This window comes from Aliiglaciecola sp., assembly GCF_039982535.1.
Taxonomy (GTDB): domain Bacteria; phylum Pseudomonadota; class Gammaproteobacteria; order Enterobacterales; family Alteromonadaceae; genus Aliiglaciecola.
In genome coordinates, this window is sequence record NZ_JBDWYG010000038.1 from 415,873 (window position 1) to 436,495 (window position 20,623).

The 20,623-nt window shown below is 42.3% G+C and carries 14 protein-coding genes; 10 read left to right on the top strand and 4 right to left on the bottom strand.

What is annotated here, in order from left to right:
• The first annotated feature begins 166 nt into the window (after positions 1-166).
• From ABJV04_RS11080 to ABJV04_RS11115, 8 genes are all read left to right on the top strand, one after another.
• A complete protein-coding gene (locus ABJV04_RS11080) occupies positions 167-943 on the top strand; it encodes a DUF3450 family protein (protein WP_348491578.1) in 777 nt (258 codons plus the stop codon).
• Between the two features lie 2 nt (positions 944-945).
• On the top strand, positions 946-2,280 hold the full coding sequence (locus ABJV04_RS11085) for a MotA/TolQ/ExbB proton channel family protein (RefSeq protein ID WP_348491579.1): 1,335 nt from the start codon (positions 946-948) through the stop codon (positions 2,278-2,280).
• On the top strand, positions 2,277-2,708 hold the full coding sequence (locus ABJV04_RS11090) for a MotA/TolQ/ExbB proton channel family protein (protein ID WP_348491580.1): 432 nt from the start codon (positions 2,277-2,279) through the stop codon (positions 2,706-2,708). The genes ABJV04_RS11085 and ABJV04_RS11090 overlap by 4 nt, the downstream gene beginning before the upstream one ends.
• A gap of 2 nt (positions 2,709-2,710) precedes the next feature.
• Positions 2,711-3,118, top strand: coding sequence for a biopolymer transporter ExbD (locus ABJV04_RS11095; RefSeq protein WP_348491581.1), 408 nt, complete (start codon positions 2,711-2,713; stop codon positions 3,116-3,118).
• Positions 3,115-3,759, top strand: coding sequence for a TonB family protein (locus ABJV04_RS11100; protein ID WP_348491582.1), 645 nt, complete (start codon positions 3,115-3,117; stop codon positions 3,757-3,759). Before ABJV04_RS11095 ends, ABJV04_RS11100 begins: the two co-directional genes overlap by 4 nt.
• Positions 3,760-3,766: 7 nt before the next feature.
• Positions 3,767-5,185 (top strand): tetratricopeptide repeat protein, encoded by a 1,419-nt coding sequence (locus tag ABJV04_RS11105; protein WP_348491583.1) that lies wholly within the window; start codon positions 3,767-3,769, stop codon positions 5,183-5,185.
• Positions 5,186-5,482: 297 nt separating this feature from the next.
• Positions 5,483-6,061, top strand: coding sequence for a DUF2780 domain-containing protein (locus ABJV04_RS11110; protein WP_348491584.1), 579 nt, complete (start codon positions 5,483-5,485; stop codon positions 6,059-6,061).
• 116 nt (positions 6,062-6,177) lie between these two features.
• Positions 6,178-9,294, top strand: a complete 3,117-nt coding sequence (locus ABJV04_RS11115) for a DUF748 domain-containing protein (RefSeq protein WP_348491585.1) — start codon at positions 6,178-6,180, stop codon at positions 9,292-9,294.
• 92 nt (positions 9,295-9,386) lie between these two features.
• Here the strand turns inward: ABJV04_RS11115 and ABJV04_RS11120 are convergent, their stop codons facing one another.
• Positions 9,387-10,646: a beta-propeller fold lactonase family protein gene (locus tag ABJV04_RS11120; RefSeq protein WP_348491586.1), complete on the bottom strand. Its 1,260-nt coding sequence runs from the start codon at positions 10,644-10,646 to the stop codon at positions 9,387-9,389.
• Positions 10,647-11,001: 355 nt separating this feature from the next.
• Here ABJV04_RS11120 and ABJV04_RS11125 point away from each other — a divergent pair, with 355 nt between their 5' ends.
• Positions 11,002-12,720 (top strand): M28 family peptidase, encoded by a 1,719-nt coding sequence (locus ABJV04_RS11125; RefSeq protein ID WP_348491587.1) that lies wholly within the window; start codon positions 11,002-11,004, stop codon positions 12,718-12,720.
• Positions 12,721-12,802: 82 nt separating this feature from the next.
• On the opposite strand, the gene ABJV04_RS11130 is transcribed toward ABJV04_RS11125, so the two are convergent.
• From ABJV04_RS11130 to uxuA, 3 genes are all read right to left on the bottom strand, one after another.
• Positions 12,803-14,074, bottom strand: coding sequence for an Nramp family divalent metal transporter (locus tag ABJV04_RS11130; RefSeq protein ID WP_348491588.1), 1,272 nt, complete (start codon positions 14,072-14,074; stop codon positions 12,803-12,805).
• Between the two features lie 70 nt (positions 14,075-14,144).
• Positions 14,145-15,218, bottom strand: coding sequence for a class I mannose-6-phosphate isomerase (locus ABJV04_RS11135; RefSeq protein WP_348491589.1), 1,074 nt, complete (start codon positions 15,216-15,218; stop codon positions 14,145-14,147).
• Entirely contained in the window at positions 15,215-16,429 is a 1,215-nt protein-coding gene (gene uxuA, locus ABJV04_RS11140; RefSeq protein ID WP_348491590.1) for a mannonate dehydratase, read from the bottom strand. The genes ABJV04_RS11135 and uxuA overlap by 4 nt, the downstream gene beginning before the upstream one ends.
• A gap of 662 nt (positions 16,430-17,091) precedes the next feature.
• Here uxuA and ABJV04_RS11145 point away from each other — a divergent pair.
• On the top strand, positions 17,092-20,094 hold the full coding sequence (locus ABJV04_RS11145) for a TonB-dependent receptor (RefSeq protein ID WP_348491591.1): 3,003 nt from the start codon (positions 17,092-17,094) through the stop codon (positions 20,092-20,094).
• Positions 20,095-20,623: the final 529 nt, after the last annotated feature.

Consider the following 20,623-nt stretch of genomic DNA (forward strand, 5'->3'; position numbering starts at 1 on the left):
TTATCATTAATCTAAATGCAAGTAATTATCATTCGCATGGTTATTTACACTCGTCTTTGTTTCTGGCAGAATAGAATTATCGGTGATAAATCAATCTTTTATTTTGATGTCAGTTCGATGGTGCATAGGCTTCGGTGAAAAATAAAAGTGAAGAGCGACAGTAATAATGAAAGATAAATTAAATAAACTGGTAGGCCGGAAGGTGCTGCTGGTAGTCGGCTGTTTATTGTCTAGTAATCTTTATGGGCAAGAAATAAGTAAAGTCGAAACTATGGTGAATCAATGGTTGGGTCTTGAACGCCAAATTAACGCTTTGGAATCTGAGTGGCAACAACAGCAACCTTTGTTAACCCAGAGAATGCGTTTACTTGAGTTAGAGAAAGAGCAACTGTTGACGATGTTATCGGAAAAAAAAGGTGACTCTTCTCAAGTTGAAAAACAAAGGTTGGCCTTAGCTGAAGAGCAGACCACATTAGAACAAGAGCAAGGGGTGTTAGAACAACAAATTAGCCTGTTGTCGAACCAATTAAACGCGTTAGAGCAAAGGTTACCGCCACCCGTTAAGCAAGCTTGGCAACAAGATATTGGTGATACCGATAGTTCATCAGAGTCATCCATTCCGTTACAAGCGAACCTAGCAAGACTGTCTAAACTAGCTGAATTTGATCAGCGAATTGCGGTTGTGCAGATGCCCATTAACAACAAGCAAAACGAGCAAATACTCGTGAAGCAACTCTATCTCGGGGCTTCTAGTGCTTGGTTTGTCAGTTTAGATGGCAGTTATAGCGGAACAGGTCAGGTTACAGATAACGGTTGGCAGTGGCAGTTCGATGATAACTCGGATAGTAGTGCTATCAGCAAGGCAATCGCCATATTCGAGAAACAGAGTGAGGCTGATTTTGTCAGCTTACCCTTTTCTATTTCCAGTTTAAAAGAGCAATAGCGATGTCATTCTTTCACTATCTTCGACCATTAATTGTCACCCTTACTGTATTTTTCTGGTTAGGACAGCACCCAAATGCCCATGCAAATGAAACAGTTGATAAGGGATTATTAACTAAGCTTAATGATGCACAAAAACGCTTAAGCTCCAGTCAAAAAAATATTGCTTCTCAGAAACGTAACTTACTCGAGAAGTTAAATAAACTCGAAAGAGAAGTTCAAGCTCTACAACAGAAAACGGCTGCTGCTCGCCGACTTAGCGACGAAAAAACCTTAAGCCTAAGCCAGCTTGAAACTCGCATTAAAGATTGGCGTGAACAACAAAATTATCAGCAAAACCTGATAAACCGTTTTCTACATCAGCAGCAATTGAATAGCCAGCCGGCAGGATTGACAACTGCTGAAAAAATGCAGCTGATACAGGGCTTTAGTCAAGAGTTACAAGGTAAACTGTCACCCATATGGCAACCCCAATCTATAGTAATGGGTAACGGAAAGCTGGAACAGTTGCCTACTTTATCATTAGGCCCGATTAACTGGTTTTGGCACGAGGATTTGCAGCAAGCAGGCTTAGCAACTCGTGAAGATGGACAGTTACACTCAGCCTTGTTACTCGATGGTAGTGCTAGTGCGGGGCTAAAGGCAATTCAAAGTGAAGGTCGCGGCGAGCTGTTTTTTGATCCAACCATGAATCGTGCCGTTGCCCGTCAACAGCACCAACAAACGGCTTGGCAACATGTGGTTAAAGGCGGTGTTTGGGTGATCCCTATTTTAACCTTTGCGGTTTTGGCGTTGGTGATTGCCATATACAAATCCGTGCAATTGGCCCGTTTGCCTAAATTACAGCGATTTACCCCAACTTATTTACACAGCCAGTTAGCAGAGCCGAGTGAAAAAGTACTTGCCAGTATAAAGGGGCAGCAAAAAGAACTCTTTGATATTGCGCTGCAAGCTAATAATGACAGAGCGCGAGATGACCAGTTATTTGTGCAATTGCAGCAAGATAAATATTGGTTAGAGCGTTGGTTATTGGTGATTGGTATTACCGCATCAGTTGCACCTTTGTTGGGGCTGTTAGGTACGGTGAGTGGCATGATAGAAACCTTTAAAATGATGACATTATTTGGTAGCGGCGACCCTGAAGTGGTTTCTGGCGGCATTGCTCAAGCTCTGATTACTACCGAACTTGGTTTGGTCGTGGCTATTCCAGCTTTAATTCTAAATGCGATTTTATCGAAGCGAGCTAAATCTTATTATCATGAACTTGAAAATTTTGCGATATTGCTTAGTCAACCAATAGAAGAGCAGCCAAATGAAGTGAAGCAGGAGGCCGCATGATCTCGCAAATAAGCCACAGTTGGGTGTGTTGGGCGATACTTATGCTGGCCATATATTGTTATCAAGAATTGTGGCAACAATATTTGTTAAGCAGAAACCCTAGATTATTATCATCTAGTTCAAATAATCACACTGAAAATAACGACAATACAACTAAGCGAAATCATGTGAATAGCGAATTTACTGCGGTTTTGATTGGCGCGTTACCTTTGATGGGGTTGTTGGGCACTATTATCGGTTTACTGGAGTGTTTTGCTGGAATAGCGCAGCAAGGGGCAAGCAACGCGCTGTTAAGTGATGGCATAGGCGATGCGTTATTAACAACTCAGTTAGGCCTAGTTTGCGCCATTCCAGCGTGGATATTACAAGGTAATATTCGTAATCGATTATCTAGACAACAAGCTTATGTTGCAGTTGGGAGCGAATAACAATGGCTTCTCGTTTACAACAACGGATAGAACAACAAAATGACCACAGCATTGATATGTCGCCTTTGTTGGATGTGGTTTTTATTTTGCTCATATTCTTTATTGTCACCACGGTTTTTGTGCGAGAAACAGGGGTTGAGGTGGATAAACCTCAGGCTATTTCTGCCTCACAATTAGATAAAACTGTGATTCTATTAGCGATTACGGATGCCGGTGAGGTGTTCTATGATGGCAGTCAAATTGGTGTTGTAGGTGTGCGCAGTACATTAGAGCAATTGCAGCAATTTGATCCTAAACCTGTGGTGATCCAAGCAGATAAAAATGTACCCACCCAATTATTGCTCGAAGTGATTGATGAGGCTAAGTTGGCAGGCTCAACAACTGTAAATATCGCGGCGTTGAAATCATGAAAATGATACATAACTACCTCCGTGGTCGCGGTTTATCGTTACTCATTAGTATTGTTATGCTCAGCATTGCTTTGTTGATCATGTGGATGAGTGACTGGTTAAAAGCTCAAACCGACGAAACCTTAGTTGTTAGAACCGTCTCAACGGTTAACTTACCGCCACCACCTCCGCCGCCACCTCCCCAGCAAACTCAAGAGGTCAGCCAAGCCAATGTCGAATTGCAAGTTCAGGGCGAGGGTGCTTCTATGCCAGTGATTGAGTTTGACGTAACGTCTATCGACTTATTAAAACCCCAAGAAGTACATATTGATCCCCTCGACACTCAATGGCAGTCATTAGAAGTGGATTGGAATGCTGTGGGAATAGAGTCATTGGACTCTGTACCTACTTTGTTGACCCCATTAGTTATTGATTTTCCGAAAAGCCTACAACGTCGAGGGATCACTAAAACCTTGGTAAAACTCGATGTCATGATTGACGAAGAAGGACAGGTCACCTTAATTAATGTGGCGAGTAATTCGTATCCTGAGCTCAATCCTGAAATACGTAAGTTAGTTAGAAAAAGCCGATTTAGTCCGCCGCAAAAAGACAATGAACCTGCTCGGGCTAGATTTATTTGGCCGATAGAAATAAGTGTTTAAAAATCATATGAAAATAAAATTACTCCCCTGCAAACAGATTCAATTTGGCATGAGCAAAACCAGACTAAATTCTGTGTTGGCCTGCCTATTATTGTTGCTCTCAAGTACACAGGTATCTGCGGAAGTGCAGGTCGAGTTAGCCGAACCAAACTGGCAGTTTTTATTAGAAAGTGCCCCGGTGAGCCCAGTTAGTGCCCAATTGCCTCCAGCGGAAAAAGGGTTTGCCCGAGATATTCAACCTTTATTAACTCAACAAGACTTTAATGCTGTTGCTAAAGCGTTTGAACAGCGCTCGTTAGAAAACGACAGCGCCGCTTTGCAGCAGTTGCGCGGTCAAGTGATGTTAAGCTTAAAACGTTATGATGAAGCTGAAAAGGCCTTGAAAGCCGCCTTACAACAGATGCCGAACTTGGCCCTAGCTCATCGCAGCCTAAGTATGTTGTATATGCTAAATAAAAATTACTCAGAGGCTAGAAAACACTTAAGCCGCAGTATTGAGTTAGGGGTAGCTGATGCGCAACTATATGGTCAACTTGCCTTTATTAACCTAAACAGCCAACAGCCAGCGGCTGCTATTGCTGGTTATCAACAAGCTCTTTATTTGCAGCCTGATAATTTACAATGGCAACAAGGTTTGCTTTACGCTTGGCTTAACAGTCACAACTTTAATGCCGCACAACGGCTAGTTGAAGATATGATTGAACAAGGCCAACATCAGAACCCCCACGAACTCTGGTTGCTGCGCAGCCAAATTGCTTTGCAGCGAAATCACCCTGAACAAGCATTGAGTAGCTTAGAGGTTGCTTTGCAGTTAACCCCTAAAGACTTGAGCAATAGTTTGTTGGCTGCCAAGTTACACGTTCAGCATGGCAGTATTCCCCGTGCTATCGAGTTATTGAAGCTTAGCTTAGGGAACGATGATGTGGTCGAGTCCACAGAATATTGGGCTACACTAAAACAAGTTTTACCATGGCTGTTGAACCAACAACGTTATAAATCTGTTGATTCATTACTCGCCGCTGCAACTGGTGTTAAGGTTCCAACAGACTTTCAAGCAGAGCTTAACTTATATCGAGGACAAATTGCGGTTGCTCGTAATGCAAATGACCGCGCTCTTAAGTATTTTTCTCGGGCGATTAAACAAGATCCCTTGTTACCTGAAGCCTTGTTAGCTATTGCAAAGCTCTATCAAAGCCAAAATCAGTATCAACAGGCAGAAAATTATTTTGTCCGTGCCAGTACCTTACCTCAAGTTCAACAACAAGCTTTAGTGGCCCACGCGCAAATGCAAATTGAACAGCGCCAATTTCAACAAGCGGTAAACTTACTTCAACAGGTCGTGAAACTGGATCCAAACCGAAGAGATATTAAACATAATATCAGTGAGTTACAGAAGATAATTCGCCAGGAACAATATGGAGCTTAAGTACGTAACGGCAAATAAAGGTACCTTGATCGCAACGGTTTCTAATTAAACTTAACTAAGTATTTAGATGTTTGTGCGTGTTGGTTGTTTTAAGTAACCTAAATAAGGCTAGTTTTGTAAAGACAATCTTTACACTTCAAATCAAGTAATTTCCAATTATAACTGGTAAAATTCTGCGCGAAAAATCGCCCAATCAAAAACGTAAATTCGAACTCACAGTACGTAAATCTCGTCTAAAGCTGAAATTTTGCTAATACATAGCACTTAAAGCGTGAGTCTTATTTAAAGGAATACTAAATGAAAATATTATCAGTTCTACTTATCTCTACACTTGCTTTGTCTGGTAATGCACTTGCAGCCGACGATACACTTAATAAGCTACAAGGATTACTTGGAAGCTCTTCGACATCACAAGTAAGCGAAGCGGAAGGTTCAGACACAAATGAAGCTGCGCAATCTTTTGACGTTACAAGTTTAGTGAGTATGGTTTCAGATAATCTAGGTGTCTCAGAAGCGCAATCCGAAGGTGGATTGGCGTCCATTTTTGATTATGCTAAAGACAACCTTTCAGATACAAACTACTCTGAACTTGCGCAAAGTGTTCCAGGTTTAGACTCTTTATTAGAAAACGTACCTGCAATCAGTTCAGATTCATCTTCAGACAGTTCGTCTATGTCAGGTTTACTTAGCAAAGCGTCTGAATACAGTTCATCTTTAAGTGCAATTAATGAATTAAAACAGCAGTTCGAAGCCCTTGGCTTGGATACGGATATGATCACCAGTTTCATAACTCAAATTAATAGCTACTTTAGTGATGATGAAGATACGCTTTCTTTGTTGCAATCTGGCTTAGGTAACTTAGTTACAGCCCTTTAATTCATTAATACAAGTAACACTATTTCCAAAGGTGTTACTCAGTATACTTTACGCCTTGTTTGCTCATTGCATACAGGGCGTTTATTCCGTTCTGACAACTTTATAAAACCAATATTATGTCCCTTAGAAATTTATTTTCAGCATTTCGTAAACAGCCTAAATGGTTGCGAATAAGCACTTATCTATTAAGCGCATATTTCATTTATGCATTAATTTTAGGCTTATTAACTCCTCTGATTTTGCAATCTCTATTACCGCAAATATTGAGTGATAAATTTCAACGAGTTGTCAGTATTGAAAAAGTAAGAATAAATCCATTTTTACTGCGGGCTCGTGTCTCGAACTTCGTGATTGAAGAGGATAAAAGTGACGAACTTTTTGTTAAAGTTTCACTATTGGAAGTTGACGCAGGTTTTTGGCAGACCCTGATACACCTCACACCAACTTTAGAAAGCCTGTCTATAAAAGAGCCGTATGTACATTTAGCAAGATTGACTGGTGGTGAACAAACCCAGTTTAACTTTTCTGACATCCTTGAGAATTTAAGTAGCGATAATAGCCAGGATAAAACTACCGAAAAAGACTCTGAAATTCCTCACTTAAGAGTAAATAACATGGTGCTGGCAGGGGGACAAATATTACTCTCTGATGATGTGTCCGCAACTAACATTGCATTTCCTAACCTAGCTTTTGACGTTACCGATTTTGATACCCTTGCGGCATTATCTACAGTAACTCAACAACAAGATAAAGTGACTGCTGATAATCATTATGACGTGCAGATCGAAACTGCTGAGGGTGGAACTATTGGTTTTGCTGGTCAAGTCCAATTAGCACCGTTTGAAGTCAAGGGGAATATAGCGCTTTCGGGGATCGCCCTAGCCCCATTATGGCCCTTATCGAATGATCTAATTGAAGCCCAATTAACCGATGGTTTATTGGCGTTTTATGCCAATTATCATCTGTCGGAAGGAAGTGAGGGAATTCGCTTTCGCGCCAATGATACTCAATTATCATTATCTAATTTGGCAATATCTGATAGCACAAAGCCGCGAATTACAGTGGCACAAGTAAGCATAAACAATCTTAACTTGGACACCGACTCTGAACAAATTGATGTGGCTGAAATTATTATTAATCAGCCTTGGATTGACGCTAACTTTGATAAGCAAGGTTTAGATCTACAAGCTATGTTTATGCCGTCTAACTCTGCTACATCAACGCAAACCAGTGCTTTACCACCACAGGAAAAAGGGTCTTCACAAAATCAAGGCGATGAGTCCAACTGGCGGGTGATCTTGCAGTCTTTCGCCCTAAACGGTGGAGATATTCAAGTTAAGGAAACGCTTGTGTCCGAAGGGATGTTTTGGCGAGTATTTGATTTCAATATCGCTACCGGTAAGGTTGATACTAAGTTTGAAGTACCCATCGAATTTAATCTAGGGTTAGCTGTAGGGGGAGACGTTACATCTTACCCGGAAATGGCGTCTGGTTATTTTAAAAGTGAAGGGGAGGTCAATGTCTCCACCGAGCAGGTCTCTGCTGGGTTTGAAATGAAACAATTTGCTTTAAACCAACTTCAATCCTATTTGCTTCCATATGCAAATGCGACCTTGCAAGATGGCGTCGCTGGGCTTTCAGGGACATTTGAAGCCGGTAGCAGTAGTCCAATTACCTTTAGCGGCGACGCCAATATTGCTAATTTAACGGTAATTGATGGATTACAACAACAGCCCTTACTTAAATGGCAGGATCTGAATATTCAAGGTATTCAATATCAGTCAATGGAAAATCAACTTTCCGTACAAACTGTAGTGTTTGATCAACCCTTTAGCAAGTTCATTATTTACCAAGATAAACAAACCAATATCGGCGACATTTTGGTTCAAAGTGCTTCAAACGATGCTGATTCAACAGCAGAGACAGACAATAGCCCGTCTTCCCTTTCAGCTTCGCAAATAGAAGCTGATGAGCAGCAAAATGCTGAAAATGTTCAGTCTAATCTTATGGCCATTAAAATTGGCGATATTAGAGTAAATGATGGCAGTGCTTATTTCGAAGATAACTCATTAAAAGCGCCTTTTGCCGCCGGTATTGAAACCTTAAATGGCAACATAACCTCACTTTCTTCTACACCAGGTACCGCAGCAAATGTTGATTTAATGGGGAAAATTGATGGTTATGCTCCAGTATTACTTAAAGGTGAAGTTAACCCGCTGATTGAGCAGATGTATCTGGATTTGAATTTCTCCGTTGATGGCGCTGAACTGACTTCAGTTAACCCCTATTCAGGTACCTATATGGGGCATTTTATCGACAAAGGTTTATTGTCATTAAATGTGAACTATAAGCTCGAAAATAACCAGCTAGTGGGGGACAATCAGCTTGTTATCGACCAACTTACCTTGGGTCGTAAAACCAATTCGGATCAGGCGGTTAGTTTACCCTTATCACTGGCAATTGCCTTGTTACAAGACTCCAACGGCGTAATTGATCTGGGAATGGAAGTCTCCGGAGACTTAAATAACCCGAGTTTTGGTTTCGGTTCAATTATATTCAAAGCCCTAGGCAACATTATCACCAAAGCGGTAACCGCACCTTTTTCTTTATTGGCCAATTTAGTAGGCAGTGAGGATGAACTCAATAAAGTTCTCTTTGCTGACGGTTCAGCCGAGCTAGACGAAAGCGCTACCAAAACATTGACTACTTTGGCTGAAGCCTTGGCAAAACGTCCAGGTCTAAGTGTTGATATTGAAGGTACCGTAAACGAAGTGAGCGATGCCTATGAACTGGCGGAGCAAAAGTTACAAAAACAATTATTGGAGCTTTCCAATCAAACAGCCTTGCCTGAGAATTTTGGCCCCTCCACTGTGCCAATTTCAGGTCCAATTGCTGAGGCTTTAAAAACGTTGTTTACTGCAAGCACAAAACAAGATGTTGAAGAACAAAGACAGCTAGTAAAAGCTAAGCTGCAAACTCAGGATAGTGAAAAAGTCATTCCAGCGGAGGAATTAGAACAAGGGTTGATGATTGCAATGTACAATCAAGTTCGAAGTACAATCGAAATTCCTCGCCATGAATTAGCTAAGCTTGCCGAAGAAAGAGCCAAATCAGTTAAACTCTTTTTAACTAGCAATGCAATGGTTGACCCCAACAGATTGTTTTTACTCAATAGTCGTCAACACTTAGCCAGTGATGAGAGTGGCGTAACTCTGACGCTGGAAGCGAATTAAGGAAATCAGTTTACACCCTAGCAGTGAATCAAGCTTGCTACTCACCTGAGTGAGCAAGCTTGAATTGATTAAACCTAACTCGTCGAACTAACCTACTTAGCATCGAACCCCGTAAGCACAAACTTCTGAACCCGTCTGCCAGAGCTGACTTCTGAGGTATATAGATTACCGTCGCCGTCAACTACGACGCTGTGAAGCCAAGTAAATTGTCCTGGGTAGCGCCCTGGACGACCAAAACTGCCGAGTACTTCATAGGTATCGTGCCATAGGATCCAGATACGCCCGTTCATCATATCTGCCACGTACATATATTTATTGTCAGGGGAAAAATCGATATCTGATGCCGTTCCTAAACCGCCAGTATCGCCAGCAATAATTACATCTTGGACGAATTCTACCTTGCCGTCGGCATTGGCTTTAAACACTTGGATACGGTTATTGCGTCGGTCGCAGACATATATACGACCGTCTTTTGATTGTGTTACACAATGCACTATATCGCCAAAACTCTGTGCTTCTGTACTGGTATTTTCACTGTTGCTAGTGGCTTGAGACACGTCAAAAGCACCTTGTCTTGTACCACCGCCGGGTTCACCACCATATGCGCCCCATAATTGGTCAAAACTGTTGTCGTCAGTCGTAAAAGAGGTAATACGCTTGTTGATATATCCGTCGGCGATAAATACCTGATTGTTTGCATGGTTATGGAAAATATCCGCTGGGTTTCCTAAGGCATCCTGGCTTAAATTGCCATCGGTTTTATCCCGCTGGCCATACTGACGAATGAATTCCCCTTTAATGGTAAAGTTCAACACAACATGGTCACCCTTACCATTCCCTCCAAGCCAAACAGTGTTATTGTCGTCAACATAAAGGCCGTGCACTGTAGCGGGCCATTGATTGGTTCCATCAATACTTGGCGCTAATTCTGGACCGCCCCACGCTTCCAGCAGTTCGCCGTTTGGGGAAAACTGCAACACATGGGGGGCAGCTTCACAGCATAAGCCAGTGTTGTTGCTCAACCCAAGATCTAATCTGCCAAGGGAGTTAGGTCGGTGTAACACCCACACATTATTTTGTTTATCCACGGCTAGACCTGGTACTTGTCCCATGATCCAGGTAGCAGGCATTGTAGGCCAACTTGCATCGACACTGAACTGTGGAACTTTGTGATTTGGCTTAGTTGCAGGGTAACGTTCAACCGACACCAAGCTGCTGTGAGAGATTTTCTGATCTTTTGTTGGTAACGCCTCACAGACACCACAAAAAAGTGAAAACAGACTTAATCCCAGTGTTTTAAATCCAAGTTTTTTTAATCCCAGATTAGTAGTTGGTAAATATGATTGAATCATCTTAGCTGCCTATAAATTAAAGGTTAGTTTGAGTGACGCTTAACTACAGCACCGTGCTTAGAGACATAAGTGAAGCTGGTCAACAAGCTATATACTTTATCCTAGATAAATACGCATCAGGTTAAAATTAGTTTACGTTGAAATGCAGATAATAGGAGACTTAAATGGAAAAGGGCTGAGTTGCATCCCTAGCAGACTAAATTACGCGCGGGATTACTGATATACTTGCTGACCATAGTGACCCTTAGAGCCTTCATTGTTTTGCTGTTAGCATTGCTATGGAGCTCCAATCTCATTAGCACAACTATGCCAAATCGGCTTACTCTTAATTTTCAACTTTGTCGGAATACAACTTATGAAACCCGTTATCCAATTTCTTTTCAGCTTAACTTTGATGGCTGGTGTTGGCGCATGTTCGAATCCGCCTGACGCTAATGCCGTTAAAGACACCGCTACTCCAGCTGCCTCACACAGCACTAAAGCGTCCATCGACAGTCAGCGCCTTTCAGACATTGTTAAAGTACTTGCTTCAGATGAATTTGAAGGCCGAGCACCGGGTGGTGTCGGTGAAGCTAAAACCATTGCTTTTCTCATCGAACAATTTGAATCCTTGGGGTTAGAGCCTGGTGGTACTGATGGTGGTTGGACGCAATCAGTATCTTTAGTGCATACCCAATTGGAGCAAGACAGTGCTTTGCGCGTAACAGTGGCTGATGGCAGTCAAACTTGGCAACAGGGTAGTGACGTTGCTGTTAGCACCGCTAGAGCAGTGGATTTGGTCGAAATTAAAGATGCACCTTTAGTCTTTGTAGGGTTTGGAGTTAATGCTCCTGAACGTGACTGGGATGATTTTGGTGATATCGATCTAACAGGTAAGGTCGCGGTATTTTTGGTGAATGATCCCGACTTTTCCGCCGCGCCTAATGAAGCTGTAGCAGGGCGATTTGGTAACAAGCGCATGACCTACTATGGCCGTTGGGCATATAAATATGAAGAAGCGGCCCGGCGCGGTGCATTGGCTGCCTTAGTTATCCATGAAGACAAGGCTGCAGGTTATGGTTGGAATGTGGCATCATCTTCTCCTGGTGAGCAATTCACTTTGGCTGAAACCTCTGGCCCATTGCCTCCATTGTTGCAAGGCTGGTTACATTACGATGCTGCAAGGGCGTTATTTAATGCCGCAGGATTAGATTTAGACGAGCAGCGTCAACTCGCTCGCGCAGATGACTTTACCGCTTTTGAACTTCCTCAGACGTCGTTAACGGCGGACTTTAGGGTTTCACTTGAAACCATCGATTCTAAAAATGTGTTGGCTCGATTGCCGGGTACCACACACTCTGATGAAACCCTGATGGTTTCCTCCCATTGGGATGCTTATGGACAAGGAGAGTCCGATGAGTTGGGTCGCACTGTCCGTCCTGGCGCTAATGATGATGCACTTGGTACTGCGGGCGTTATTGAGCTGGCGCGCGTGCTCAAGGCGCAGCCGCCGATGGCAAGAAGTGTTGTATTTGCGGTTTGGACAGCTGAAGAGAGTGGTTTATTAGGTTCAGCTGCATATGCCTCTAAGCCTATTTATCCGCTGTACTCTACCGTTGCTAATTTTACCCTAGACATTCTGCAAACCGCCGGTCCCGCGAGAGATGTTATCTTAGTCGGCGAAGGGCAAAGTGATTTAGAAGATGATTTAAGCCGGGCTGCTGCATTGCAATCTCGAGTTGTAACGCCAGAAAACCTCCCAGAAAATGGTTTATTTTTCCGTGCCGATCACTTCTCCATGGCCCGTCAAGGTGTGCCTGTGTTGTTGATTATGGGGATAGCCGGTGGTGCTGATTTAATTGATGGTGGACGGGCCGCTGGTGATCAATGGATTGCCGATTATACCGGTAACTGTTACCACCAAACCTGTGATGCTTGGAGTGCTGATTGGGATTTACGGGGAGCGGTAGAAGACATCGAGTTATTCCACACAATACTACGTGATCTGGGCAATTCGAGCCGCTGGCCACAATGGAAGGAAAATTCTGAATTTCGTTCCATTCGCATGGAAACAGAGGATTTACGAGCTAAATAGACGTTAACTTAAATAAACAATTATCCAGCAGATCATCGAGTAACATAGGTTATGCAATGATCTGCTGGTGAATGTTTACCGTTTAGGCGAACACTAATTGCCAAACACCTTTAATCCCCACTGCTGATGTGAAGATAGAGAACAACAATATTGCGCCAAGAACAACATTGGCGAACGCTGTGTTTGTATGTTCTTTCATTAAATCTTTGCGATTGCCTAAATAGAAAATACAGGCAACGGTCACTGGCAGGATAACCGCATTAAATGCTTGTGAGATGATCATCACAAATACTGGGCGGGCTTCAAAAATCGGTACTACCAAACCTAACAATGAAATCGCAAATACCATAATACGGAACTTAGGTAGGGTCATGTCCCGTTTAGCACCAGTATAATCACACAATAGCCATGGCAGCATAAGGATGTTTGGAAACTGCGAAGACACACCTGCGGCAATCAAACCAAATGCAAATATTGAGGTAGCCAACGAACCTGCTAGCGGTTCTAAAATGCTGATCATTTGTGAGGCTTTTGATAAACCAATACCTTCCACAAACAAAGTTCCAGCTGCTGCGGCCATAATGGAAGCACTAATAATAAACATTAGAAATACCGAAAAAATGGCGTCATTTCGTTGTTTACTGTAGTCAGCCAAGGTCCAGCCAGCTTCTTTCACTAAGGTTGTACGGATGATAAACAGGCCGGAAAATACCGTGGTGCCAATCATTGATGCGATAACTAAAAATGGCCCCTTGTCAGAGCTCGATGTTACCTCTGGGATACTGGGGACTAAGCCTTTTAAAATCTCCATGGGAGGCGGCATCATGATAAAAAAGTTAATCAAAAAGCAGGCCGACATAATGGCAACCACCACCGCTAGGCTGCGCTCGAAAAACTGGGTTTTACCATTCCAAAAAATGAAGTACACCAAGCAGAGAAAAAATCCAGCAAAGTAAATGGGGGAGATACCGCCATCGACTGCCGACTTTGACCATTCGTAACAGATATCCGCCACTATTCCCATAACACCCATGACACTTCCGCATACTCCAAAAGTGAGCGCCACTAAGAAGAATATGCCAACCCCTGGGTGAATGTGTTTTCTAAAGGCTTGAAGTGCGGTTTCTCCGGTGATCAACGTATACCGGCCATACAAGTTGATCATGAAAAAAGTACATAAACATGAAGCAATGATTGTCCATAATAACGACATGCCATAATCTGCCCCAGCCTTAGCCATGGCGGTAACACTGCCTGTACCAATATTGAAACCGAGCAGGAAAATACCTGGTAGAAACAGAGCTAAGCCTTGGGCGAACTTTTGTTTCAGCGATTTTTGCGAGGAATTTTGCATTTTAACTACCTAAGTTATCGTTACGACTTCATCAATTGCCAAGCAAAAGATGAAGCCGTTTTTAGTGGTGCTATCCGCCCGGATAACATTCCAAAACCGTCATTCCCGATTCTGATTCATATTCGAAATCATCCACTTTTGCAGGGCAAAAGAAGCGGTCCCACTGATTTAACTGGGTAACGTCATCTCCAACCCGCAAAACACCACTTCCTTGGGTGACAACACCGATGAAAAACGCATCTTGCTTGCGTGGGAAGTTGCCTTTAACTGTAGCTCGTCTGACGGTAAAACAAGGGGTTTTATCCGGTCCAATTAGCTGTTCAAGGCTATTTCCTGAGTTATCGTCAATAAGCACGTCTGGAATGCAACGGAACTCGTCGTCAATTTTTTCTGGTGGTACAGGTGAGAAGTTAAATGCATCTAATGCGGTTTCGATGCCACGATCCATGAATCGCGCCTTTTCGGGAATTACATATCCACATCTTTCAAACTCAAATCTTACCGCTAAATCAGAAGGCTCCATAATTTCTAGCATCAATATGCCTTCACCCAACGCGTGAGGACGGCCGCCAGGTAGTAAGAATACGTCACCTGGTTTTACTGGAATGCGGTCGAAGCACTTTTCTATGGAAGCAATATCTTGTTCTTCTATCCATTTTTTTAATTGCTCACGACTCGGGGAGCGTTGAAAACCTGCGTAAATATAGGGATCGGTTACATCTTCGCGGATCTCAAGAATCACATAAGCTTCAGTTTTCCCTCGGGGATAACCCAACCTTTGTTGGGCAAATTCACGGGTAGGGTGCGCTTGGAAATGTAATCGAGTTGCACTGTCCAAGTACTTAACGAGAGGAATATCATCCAATGAGCGAGGAGCATCGTCCACCGAACCCAAAAACTGTTGTTGATCTTGGTTGAGTAGGTCACGAAATGGCACTGAAGAGCCATCTTCAAGCTGGACGGTTGCCAACCCTTCAGATATGTCTTCGCGGCCGATATTGCGTGCTTCTACCGTTGAACCAATCCAATCTTCTGGGAAGCTTGAGTCTTGCGGATTTTCTTTACCTTCGATTAAGTCGAGTAATTTTCCGCCTTGATAGGTGCGCCATACACGGTTGGCTGAGAACTTGATTATATCTTTCATGATGAAGGCTCTTCCAATTGTGCAGAAAGGGCTCTAATAACACCTCTGACTTCAGCCAGTCCTTTTAAACGACCAATGCCGGAATAACCTGGATTGACGGTTTTATCGATGTCATCCATCATTTGATGACCATGGTCGGGACGGATGAAAATATCTTGATCCTTAACTTCAGCTTGTCGACGTCGACTTTCTTCGAGTAACAATTCTTTAACCACATGAATCATATCGATATCACTATCGAGGTGGCTGGCTTCGTAAAAAGTTCGTTGCTCTTCTGGGTCACGGCTGACACCGCGAAGGTGTGAAAAGTGAATACGAGGTCCGAATTGCTTTGCCATAGCTGGTAGGTTGTTGTCTGGACGACTACTGTAGGTACCAACACATAGGGTAATACCATTGGATGGACTAGGTAGCGCATTGAACAGAATGTCGAGATCGTCTGCGGTACATATAATACGTGGCAGCCCTAACATATCACGGGGTGGATCGTCCGGATGTATAGCGAGTTTTACGCCTAAGGCTTCGGCTCGAGGAAGCACTTGTGATAGAAAAGCAAACAGACTTTCACGTAAGGTATCACTGGTGACATCTTTGTAGTTGGCTAACATGGCACGGAAGTCATCCAAACCATAAGCATCAGTCATTTTACCCGGTAGACCGGCAATAATATTGTTGGTCAGCTGTTCTTTTTCGGCTGCTGACATGGCTTCAAAGACGCTTTTCGCTTCTGCTATTTCAGCTTCGCTGTATTCTGCCTCGGCATTTTCTCTTTGCAGAATAAATAGGTCGAAGGCTGCGAATTTTTTCTGGTCAAAGCGCAGGGCATAAGCACCATTAGGAAGTTTGTATTTAAGATCTGTACGAGTCCAATCGATTACTGGCATGAAGTTGTAGCAAATCGTCTTTATCCCACACTTGGCGAGATTCTCCATGGACTCAATCCAATTATCGATATACTTTTGATGGCCAGGTCGTTTTAGTTTTATATCTTCATGCACAGGAATACTCTCAACTACGCTCCACTTGAGGGGCGTAAGACCATCTTCACAGTCTTCTATAAGAGCTTGATATTGGCGAATCGCGTCAATCGTCCAAACGTCACCGGTAGGGATATTGTGGAGTGCACTGACCACATCAGTTGCACCTGTTTGTCTTATGTCATTTATGGTTACGGGGTCATTGGGTCCGAACCATCTCCAAGATTCACGCATGTTAAGTTTCTCTAATTAGGATAAAAAAGTAAGCTTTTCACCTTCACTGCATCAGCAACGCTATATATATGTTTAACTATTCCCTTGGACAACTAACGTAAGGTTTCCACTTTTGATAGCTTCTTAGATTAACCTTCCTGTGCTCGCAATACACATTATAATTAGTGTCAACTTCCATCTTAGAAAGATGCGTGATTGTGAAAATGAAAATTCAAAGTATCCAATATTCACAAATTGGTCAACCAATATATTCCTCATTCCATGCCGTCACATTCATATTTCGGTTCTTTTTCGCACAAATCGTTACAAAACAATGCAATTCATGGATACAAAATCTTAACCTTTTGCCTCTTTGTTCTGTTTCATTAACTTGTTGTAATAAATGAAGTATTTTAATTTTTTATGGTTTTAATTAAAATTTGGTTATTAGATTGTGCTCTTTGGTTAGACCAAAGTATTAATTAATTGTTAAAATATTTATTACCAAAAGGTTGACCTTTACGGAATTACTTGTAAGTATTACGTAAATTATTTGTAAGTTTGAGCAGGTTTCTTGTAAAGAATAAATTTGTTTATATTTTTATCTAAACTATATTCCTTTAGAAAGCGCTCAATCTCTAAGAATAAGCTTAAAACACACATAACACTCACAGGAACAACATATGCAACACAGATTATCGAAAATTACTTTGGCGATGCTTTCAGCAACCGCGCTAAATATGTCCGCATCTGCTCTTGCACAAGAAGCTCAAGCAAGTGCAGAAGACGACTACGAAGTTATTCAAGTAACTGGTATCCGTAGCTCACTTACTAGTGCTCTAGCAGAAAAACGCGAATCAAATAATCTCGTTGAAGTTATTGAGGCGGTAGATATTGGTAAACTACCCGACCAAAACTTAGCGGAAGTTTTAGAGAATGTTACCGGAATCCAGATTACTAGGACCGCAGGTGTTGGTACTGGTGTTCAAATCCGTGGTACAAACTCTAACCGTACAGAAATCAACGGTGTATCAACTGTAGGTTCTGGTGCTGGCCGTAGCGGTATTAGTTTTGAAGATGTCTCAGCTGGAATTATAGCGGGCGTCGAGGTGACTAAGTCTCCTGAAGCTAAAACAATCGAAGGATCTGTGGGTGGTACTGTAAACCTTAAAACAATACGTCCACTGCAATTAAATGACACACTAATTTCTCTTCGTGTTCAAGGTGAGAATAGTAGCTTATCAACAGACAGTACTTTTACTCCTCGTCTATCAGGTACTTTTGGTGATAACTGGGATACAGATAATGGCGAATTTGGTGCGGTAATAAGTATTAACTACGCTGAGCAAGATGTTACAGCTTTCCGTCCTCGTACCGACAGAGATAACTCTGTTGCAGCTGATAGCGGTGTAGCAAGTGCTCAAGAATTTGACTACCTACCAATTCAATTCTTTGTACAAGATTACGATAACTATGAATATGAATCGACTAACATCGCAGCCTCTTTTGAATGGGCGCCTAGAGAAGAATTAAAATTATTCTTCGATGCGATCGTTAACGATCAAGAACGTAGACAAGAAAGCTCAAGAATTCAAGCATCAGGTATTAGTGGTCTTAAAGACATTGCAGCACCAAGTGAATTTGAAACTGTTAACTTTGGTTCATTAGGTGGACAAGACCTAGGTAGTATCCAAGCTGCTGTTGCAGGTGTTATTCCAATTGACGGAGATGGTTCTGACGGTAACCTACGTTTTTCTGGTGATACTAACTCTCGTTTAACCAAGAGCGAAATCTATAGACTTGGCGGTGAGTGGACCGGTGATAACTTCAAAGTAAGTGCCGAGCTATCTTCTTCAAGTTCAGATACTACTACACCTAGTTTCAACACTACGTTGAACTTCATTAACCCTAACTCTCCATTAGATGCGGAAGCGCTTTTAGCAAACCACTTTGCTAATGAAGAAAACGGCAATGAAGATTTATATGATTCGAACGAAAATGGTACGCCATTTATTTATGATCTAACCGGTGGTGCCCTAACGTTTGGTGTTGCAACTGGTGAAGCAAATGGCCCTACTTCAGAGCAATTACTAGACCCAGCTAACGTTGTTTTACGTGACGTGGCTATTGGTAACAATGTTGCTGAAAACAGTGAAGATGCATTCCGTACAGATTTCACTTACTACTTAGACGGTGTCGTGACTTCAGTTGATGTTGGTTTCCGTTACAGTAAAGTAAACAGTCTTCGTGATGAAATTACCACTAGTGTTGGTTTAAGAGAATTTGCTGATAGCCCTACTGGTGACTTATTCGCAGAGTTGTTAGTACCAGGACCAACTAACTTCAATGATGCCGATGGTAGAGAATTATATGTTCGTGATTTCTTACTTATCGATGCAGAAAGAGTTGCTTCAGACCCAGACGGTGTTTTGGATATCTTAAATGATGCAATTTTAGCTAACAATGCTATTACCGGTTCAACTCGTGGCCCAATTAGCTCGCCTACTTCAAGTTCAGCTGCCTACTTCGATATTGAAGAAAAGACAACTGCTTTATATGCTCAGGGTAATTTCTCTTACGAAATGTTCCGCGGTAACTTCGGTTTACGTTATTTAAAAACTGATGTGACTTCTAGAGGTAACTCTGTAACTAACGATGTGGTTACTGCTGTAACAACAGAAAGCGACTATGACTTCGTGTTACCACGTATTAACGTAGTAGCTGATGTTCACGACGATGTTGTTGTACGTATGGGTTGGGGTAAGGATATTAGACGTCCTGATTTCGATGACCTTTCTACATCTTACACTTTCTCTACCAGTCCAAACCCAGCTGTACAGTTAGGTAACCCAGGATTGGTTCCAGAAGAAGTAACTTCATTTGACCTATCTGCAGAATGGTATTTTGCTGAAGCAAGTATGGTTAGTCTTGGTATTTTCCATAAGAAACGTTCTGACTTGCACGTAACTCAACAAGAAGACCCGTATGAAGATCCAGTAACTGGTTTCCGTGATATTACCGACCCTTGTGAACAAGGTGGTATCTTCAACCCTATTGCTGATATCAACGTATTCGGTCCAATAGGTACAGGTGTTTGTGTACCTACGTCACAGAAAATCAATGATAGTGGTGAAACGACTCAGAAAGGTATTGAGTTTGCTGTTCAGTACGATTTAGCGAGCTTTGAAGACGACCTAGGTTGGGCTTCTGGCTTTGGTGTGATTTTCAACTACACCATTCAAGAATTCTCAGGCGGTGAAGCTGAAGATTCTGCTACAAGTCGTGCAAATGCAGTGTTTGCTCTATCTACTGGTGTTGAAGATATTGATGTGTCAGCAGTCCAAGGACTACTTGATTTGTCTGAAAACTCTTATAACTTTACCTTGTACTATGAAAAGTATGGTTTGTCTGCTCGTATGCGTTACACATGGCGTGAAGGCTACCGTTCAACTGACTTCGGTAGTACCTCTAGCTTGCCTTGGGGCTTCCCAGTGGTTCAAGAAGACAGAGGCCAGCTTAACGCTAGCGTAAATTACGATGTTACTGAGCAATTCAACGTAGGTATTGAAGCCGTGAACTTAACGGAATCAGAAGTTGAACAATCTTGTATCAACGAAGGCGCGTTGCTTTGTTACCAAGGTTTAACAGACCGCAGAATTACCCTTGGAGCTAGCTACCGCTTCTAAGGTAAGTAAAATCTAATTTAGGTTGCCGTTAACAAACGGCAATCGTTAGATTAATATAAGACGATAAAAGCAAGCCAGATGGCTTGCTTTTTTAGTTTCTAGCCTTAGCAATCCCGCTTAGGTTTTATATCCGCAAGTGCCTGGCCATTACATTAATCCCAATTGCTCTACCTACTGATTTTAAAAGGTTTTAATAATAGGTGGGCTATTGTTTCTTTGGGTTGAGAAGCTATTGAGCTTAAACCTTAGAGTATTTTTGGTAGACGTCAGATGGCATTTAAATTCGAGAAACCCTTGGATTTATGAGGTTTGCAGGTAGAGATACAGATCATAGGGAACAGTAAGTCTACGAGGATATAAAACGGGCAGGGAAGTAGCTTTGAATTTATTAACTGAGCTACTCAGTGACTCTCCATGATTCCAACGTATCTGACGCTGTGTTTACTATGAACTGAGAAGATGTTTAGGTTAATGTTTGGAGCATTTTCGGTAGGTATTAGATGGTTTTTATTTGGCGAGTGGTTGTTTT

What these genes read in the sequence shown, in the direction of transcription:
- ABJV04_RS11080 (WP_348491578.1), top strand. Translation starts at nt 167, where the DNA reads ATGAAAGATAAATTAAATAAACTGGTAGGCCGGAAGGTGCTGCTGGTA.
- ABJV04_RS11085 (WP_348491579.1), top strand. Translation starts at nt 946, where the DNA reads ATGTCATTCTTTCACTATCTTCGACCATTAATTGTCACCCTTACTGTA.
- ABJV04_RS11090 (WP_348491580.1), top strand. Translation starts at nt 2,277, where the DNA reads ATGATCTCGCAAATAAGCCACAGTTGGGTGTGTTGGGCGATACTTATG.
- ABJV04_RS11095 (WP_348491581.1), top strand. Translation starts at nt 2,711, where the DNA reads ATGGCTTCTCGTTTACAACAACGGATAGAACAACAAAATGACCACAGC.
- ABJV04_RS11100 (WP_348491582.1), top strand. Translation starts at nt 3,115, where the DNA reads ATGAAAATGATACATAACTACCTCCGTGGTCGCGGTTTATCGTTACTC.
- ABJV04_RS11105 (WP_348491583.1), top strand. Translation starts at nt 3,767, where the DNA reads ATGAAAATAAAATTACTCCCCTGCAAACAGATTCAATTTGGCATGAGC.
- ABJV04_RS11110 (WP_348491584.1), top strand. Translation starts at nt 5,483, where the DNA reads ATGAAAATATTATCAGTTCTACTTATCTCTACACTTGCTTTGTCTGGT.
- ABJV04_RS11115 (WP_348491585.1), top strand. Translation starts at nt 6,178, where the DNA reads ATGTCCCTTAGAAATTTATTTTCAGCATTTCGTAAACAGCCTAAATGG.
- ABJV04_RS11120 (WP_348491586.1), bottom strand. Translation starts at nt 10,646, where the DNA reads ATGATTCAATCATATTTACCAACTACTAATCTGGGATTAAAAAAACTT.
- ABJV04_RS11125 (WP_348491587.1), top strand. Translation starts at nt 11,002, where the DNA reads ATGAAACCCGTTATCCAATTTCTTTTCAGCTTAACTTTGATGGCTGGT.
- ABJV04_RS11130 (WP_348491588.1), bottom strand. Translation starts at nt 14,074, where the DNA reads ATGCAAAATTCCTCGCAAAAATCGCTGAAACAAAAGTTCGCCCAAGGC.
- ABJV04_RS11135 (WP_348491589.1), bottom strand. Translation starts at nt 15,218, where the DNA reads ATGAAAGATATAATCAAGTTCTCAGCCAACCGTGTATGGCGCACCTAT.
- uxuA (WP_348491590.1), bottom strand. Translation starts at nt 16,429, where the DNA reads ATGCGTGAATCTTGGAGATGGTTCGGACCCAATGACCCCGTAACCATA.
- ABJV04_RS11145 (WP_348491591.1), top strand. Translation starts at nt 17,092, where the DNA reads ATGCAACACAGATTATCGAAAATTACTTTGGCGATGCTTTCAGCAACC.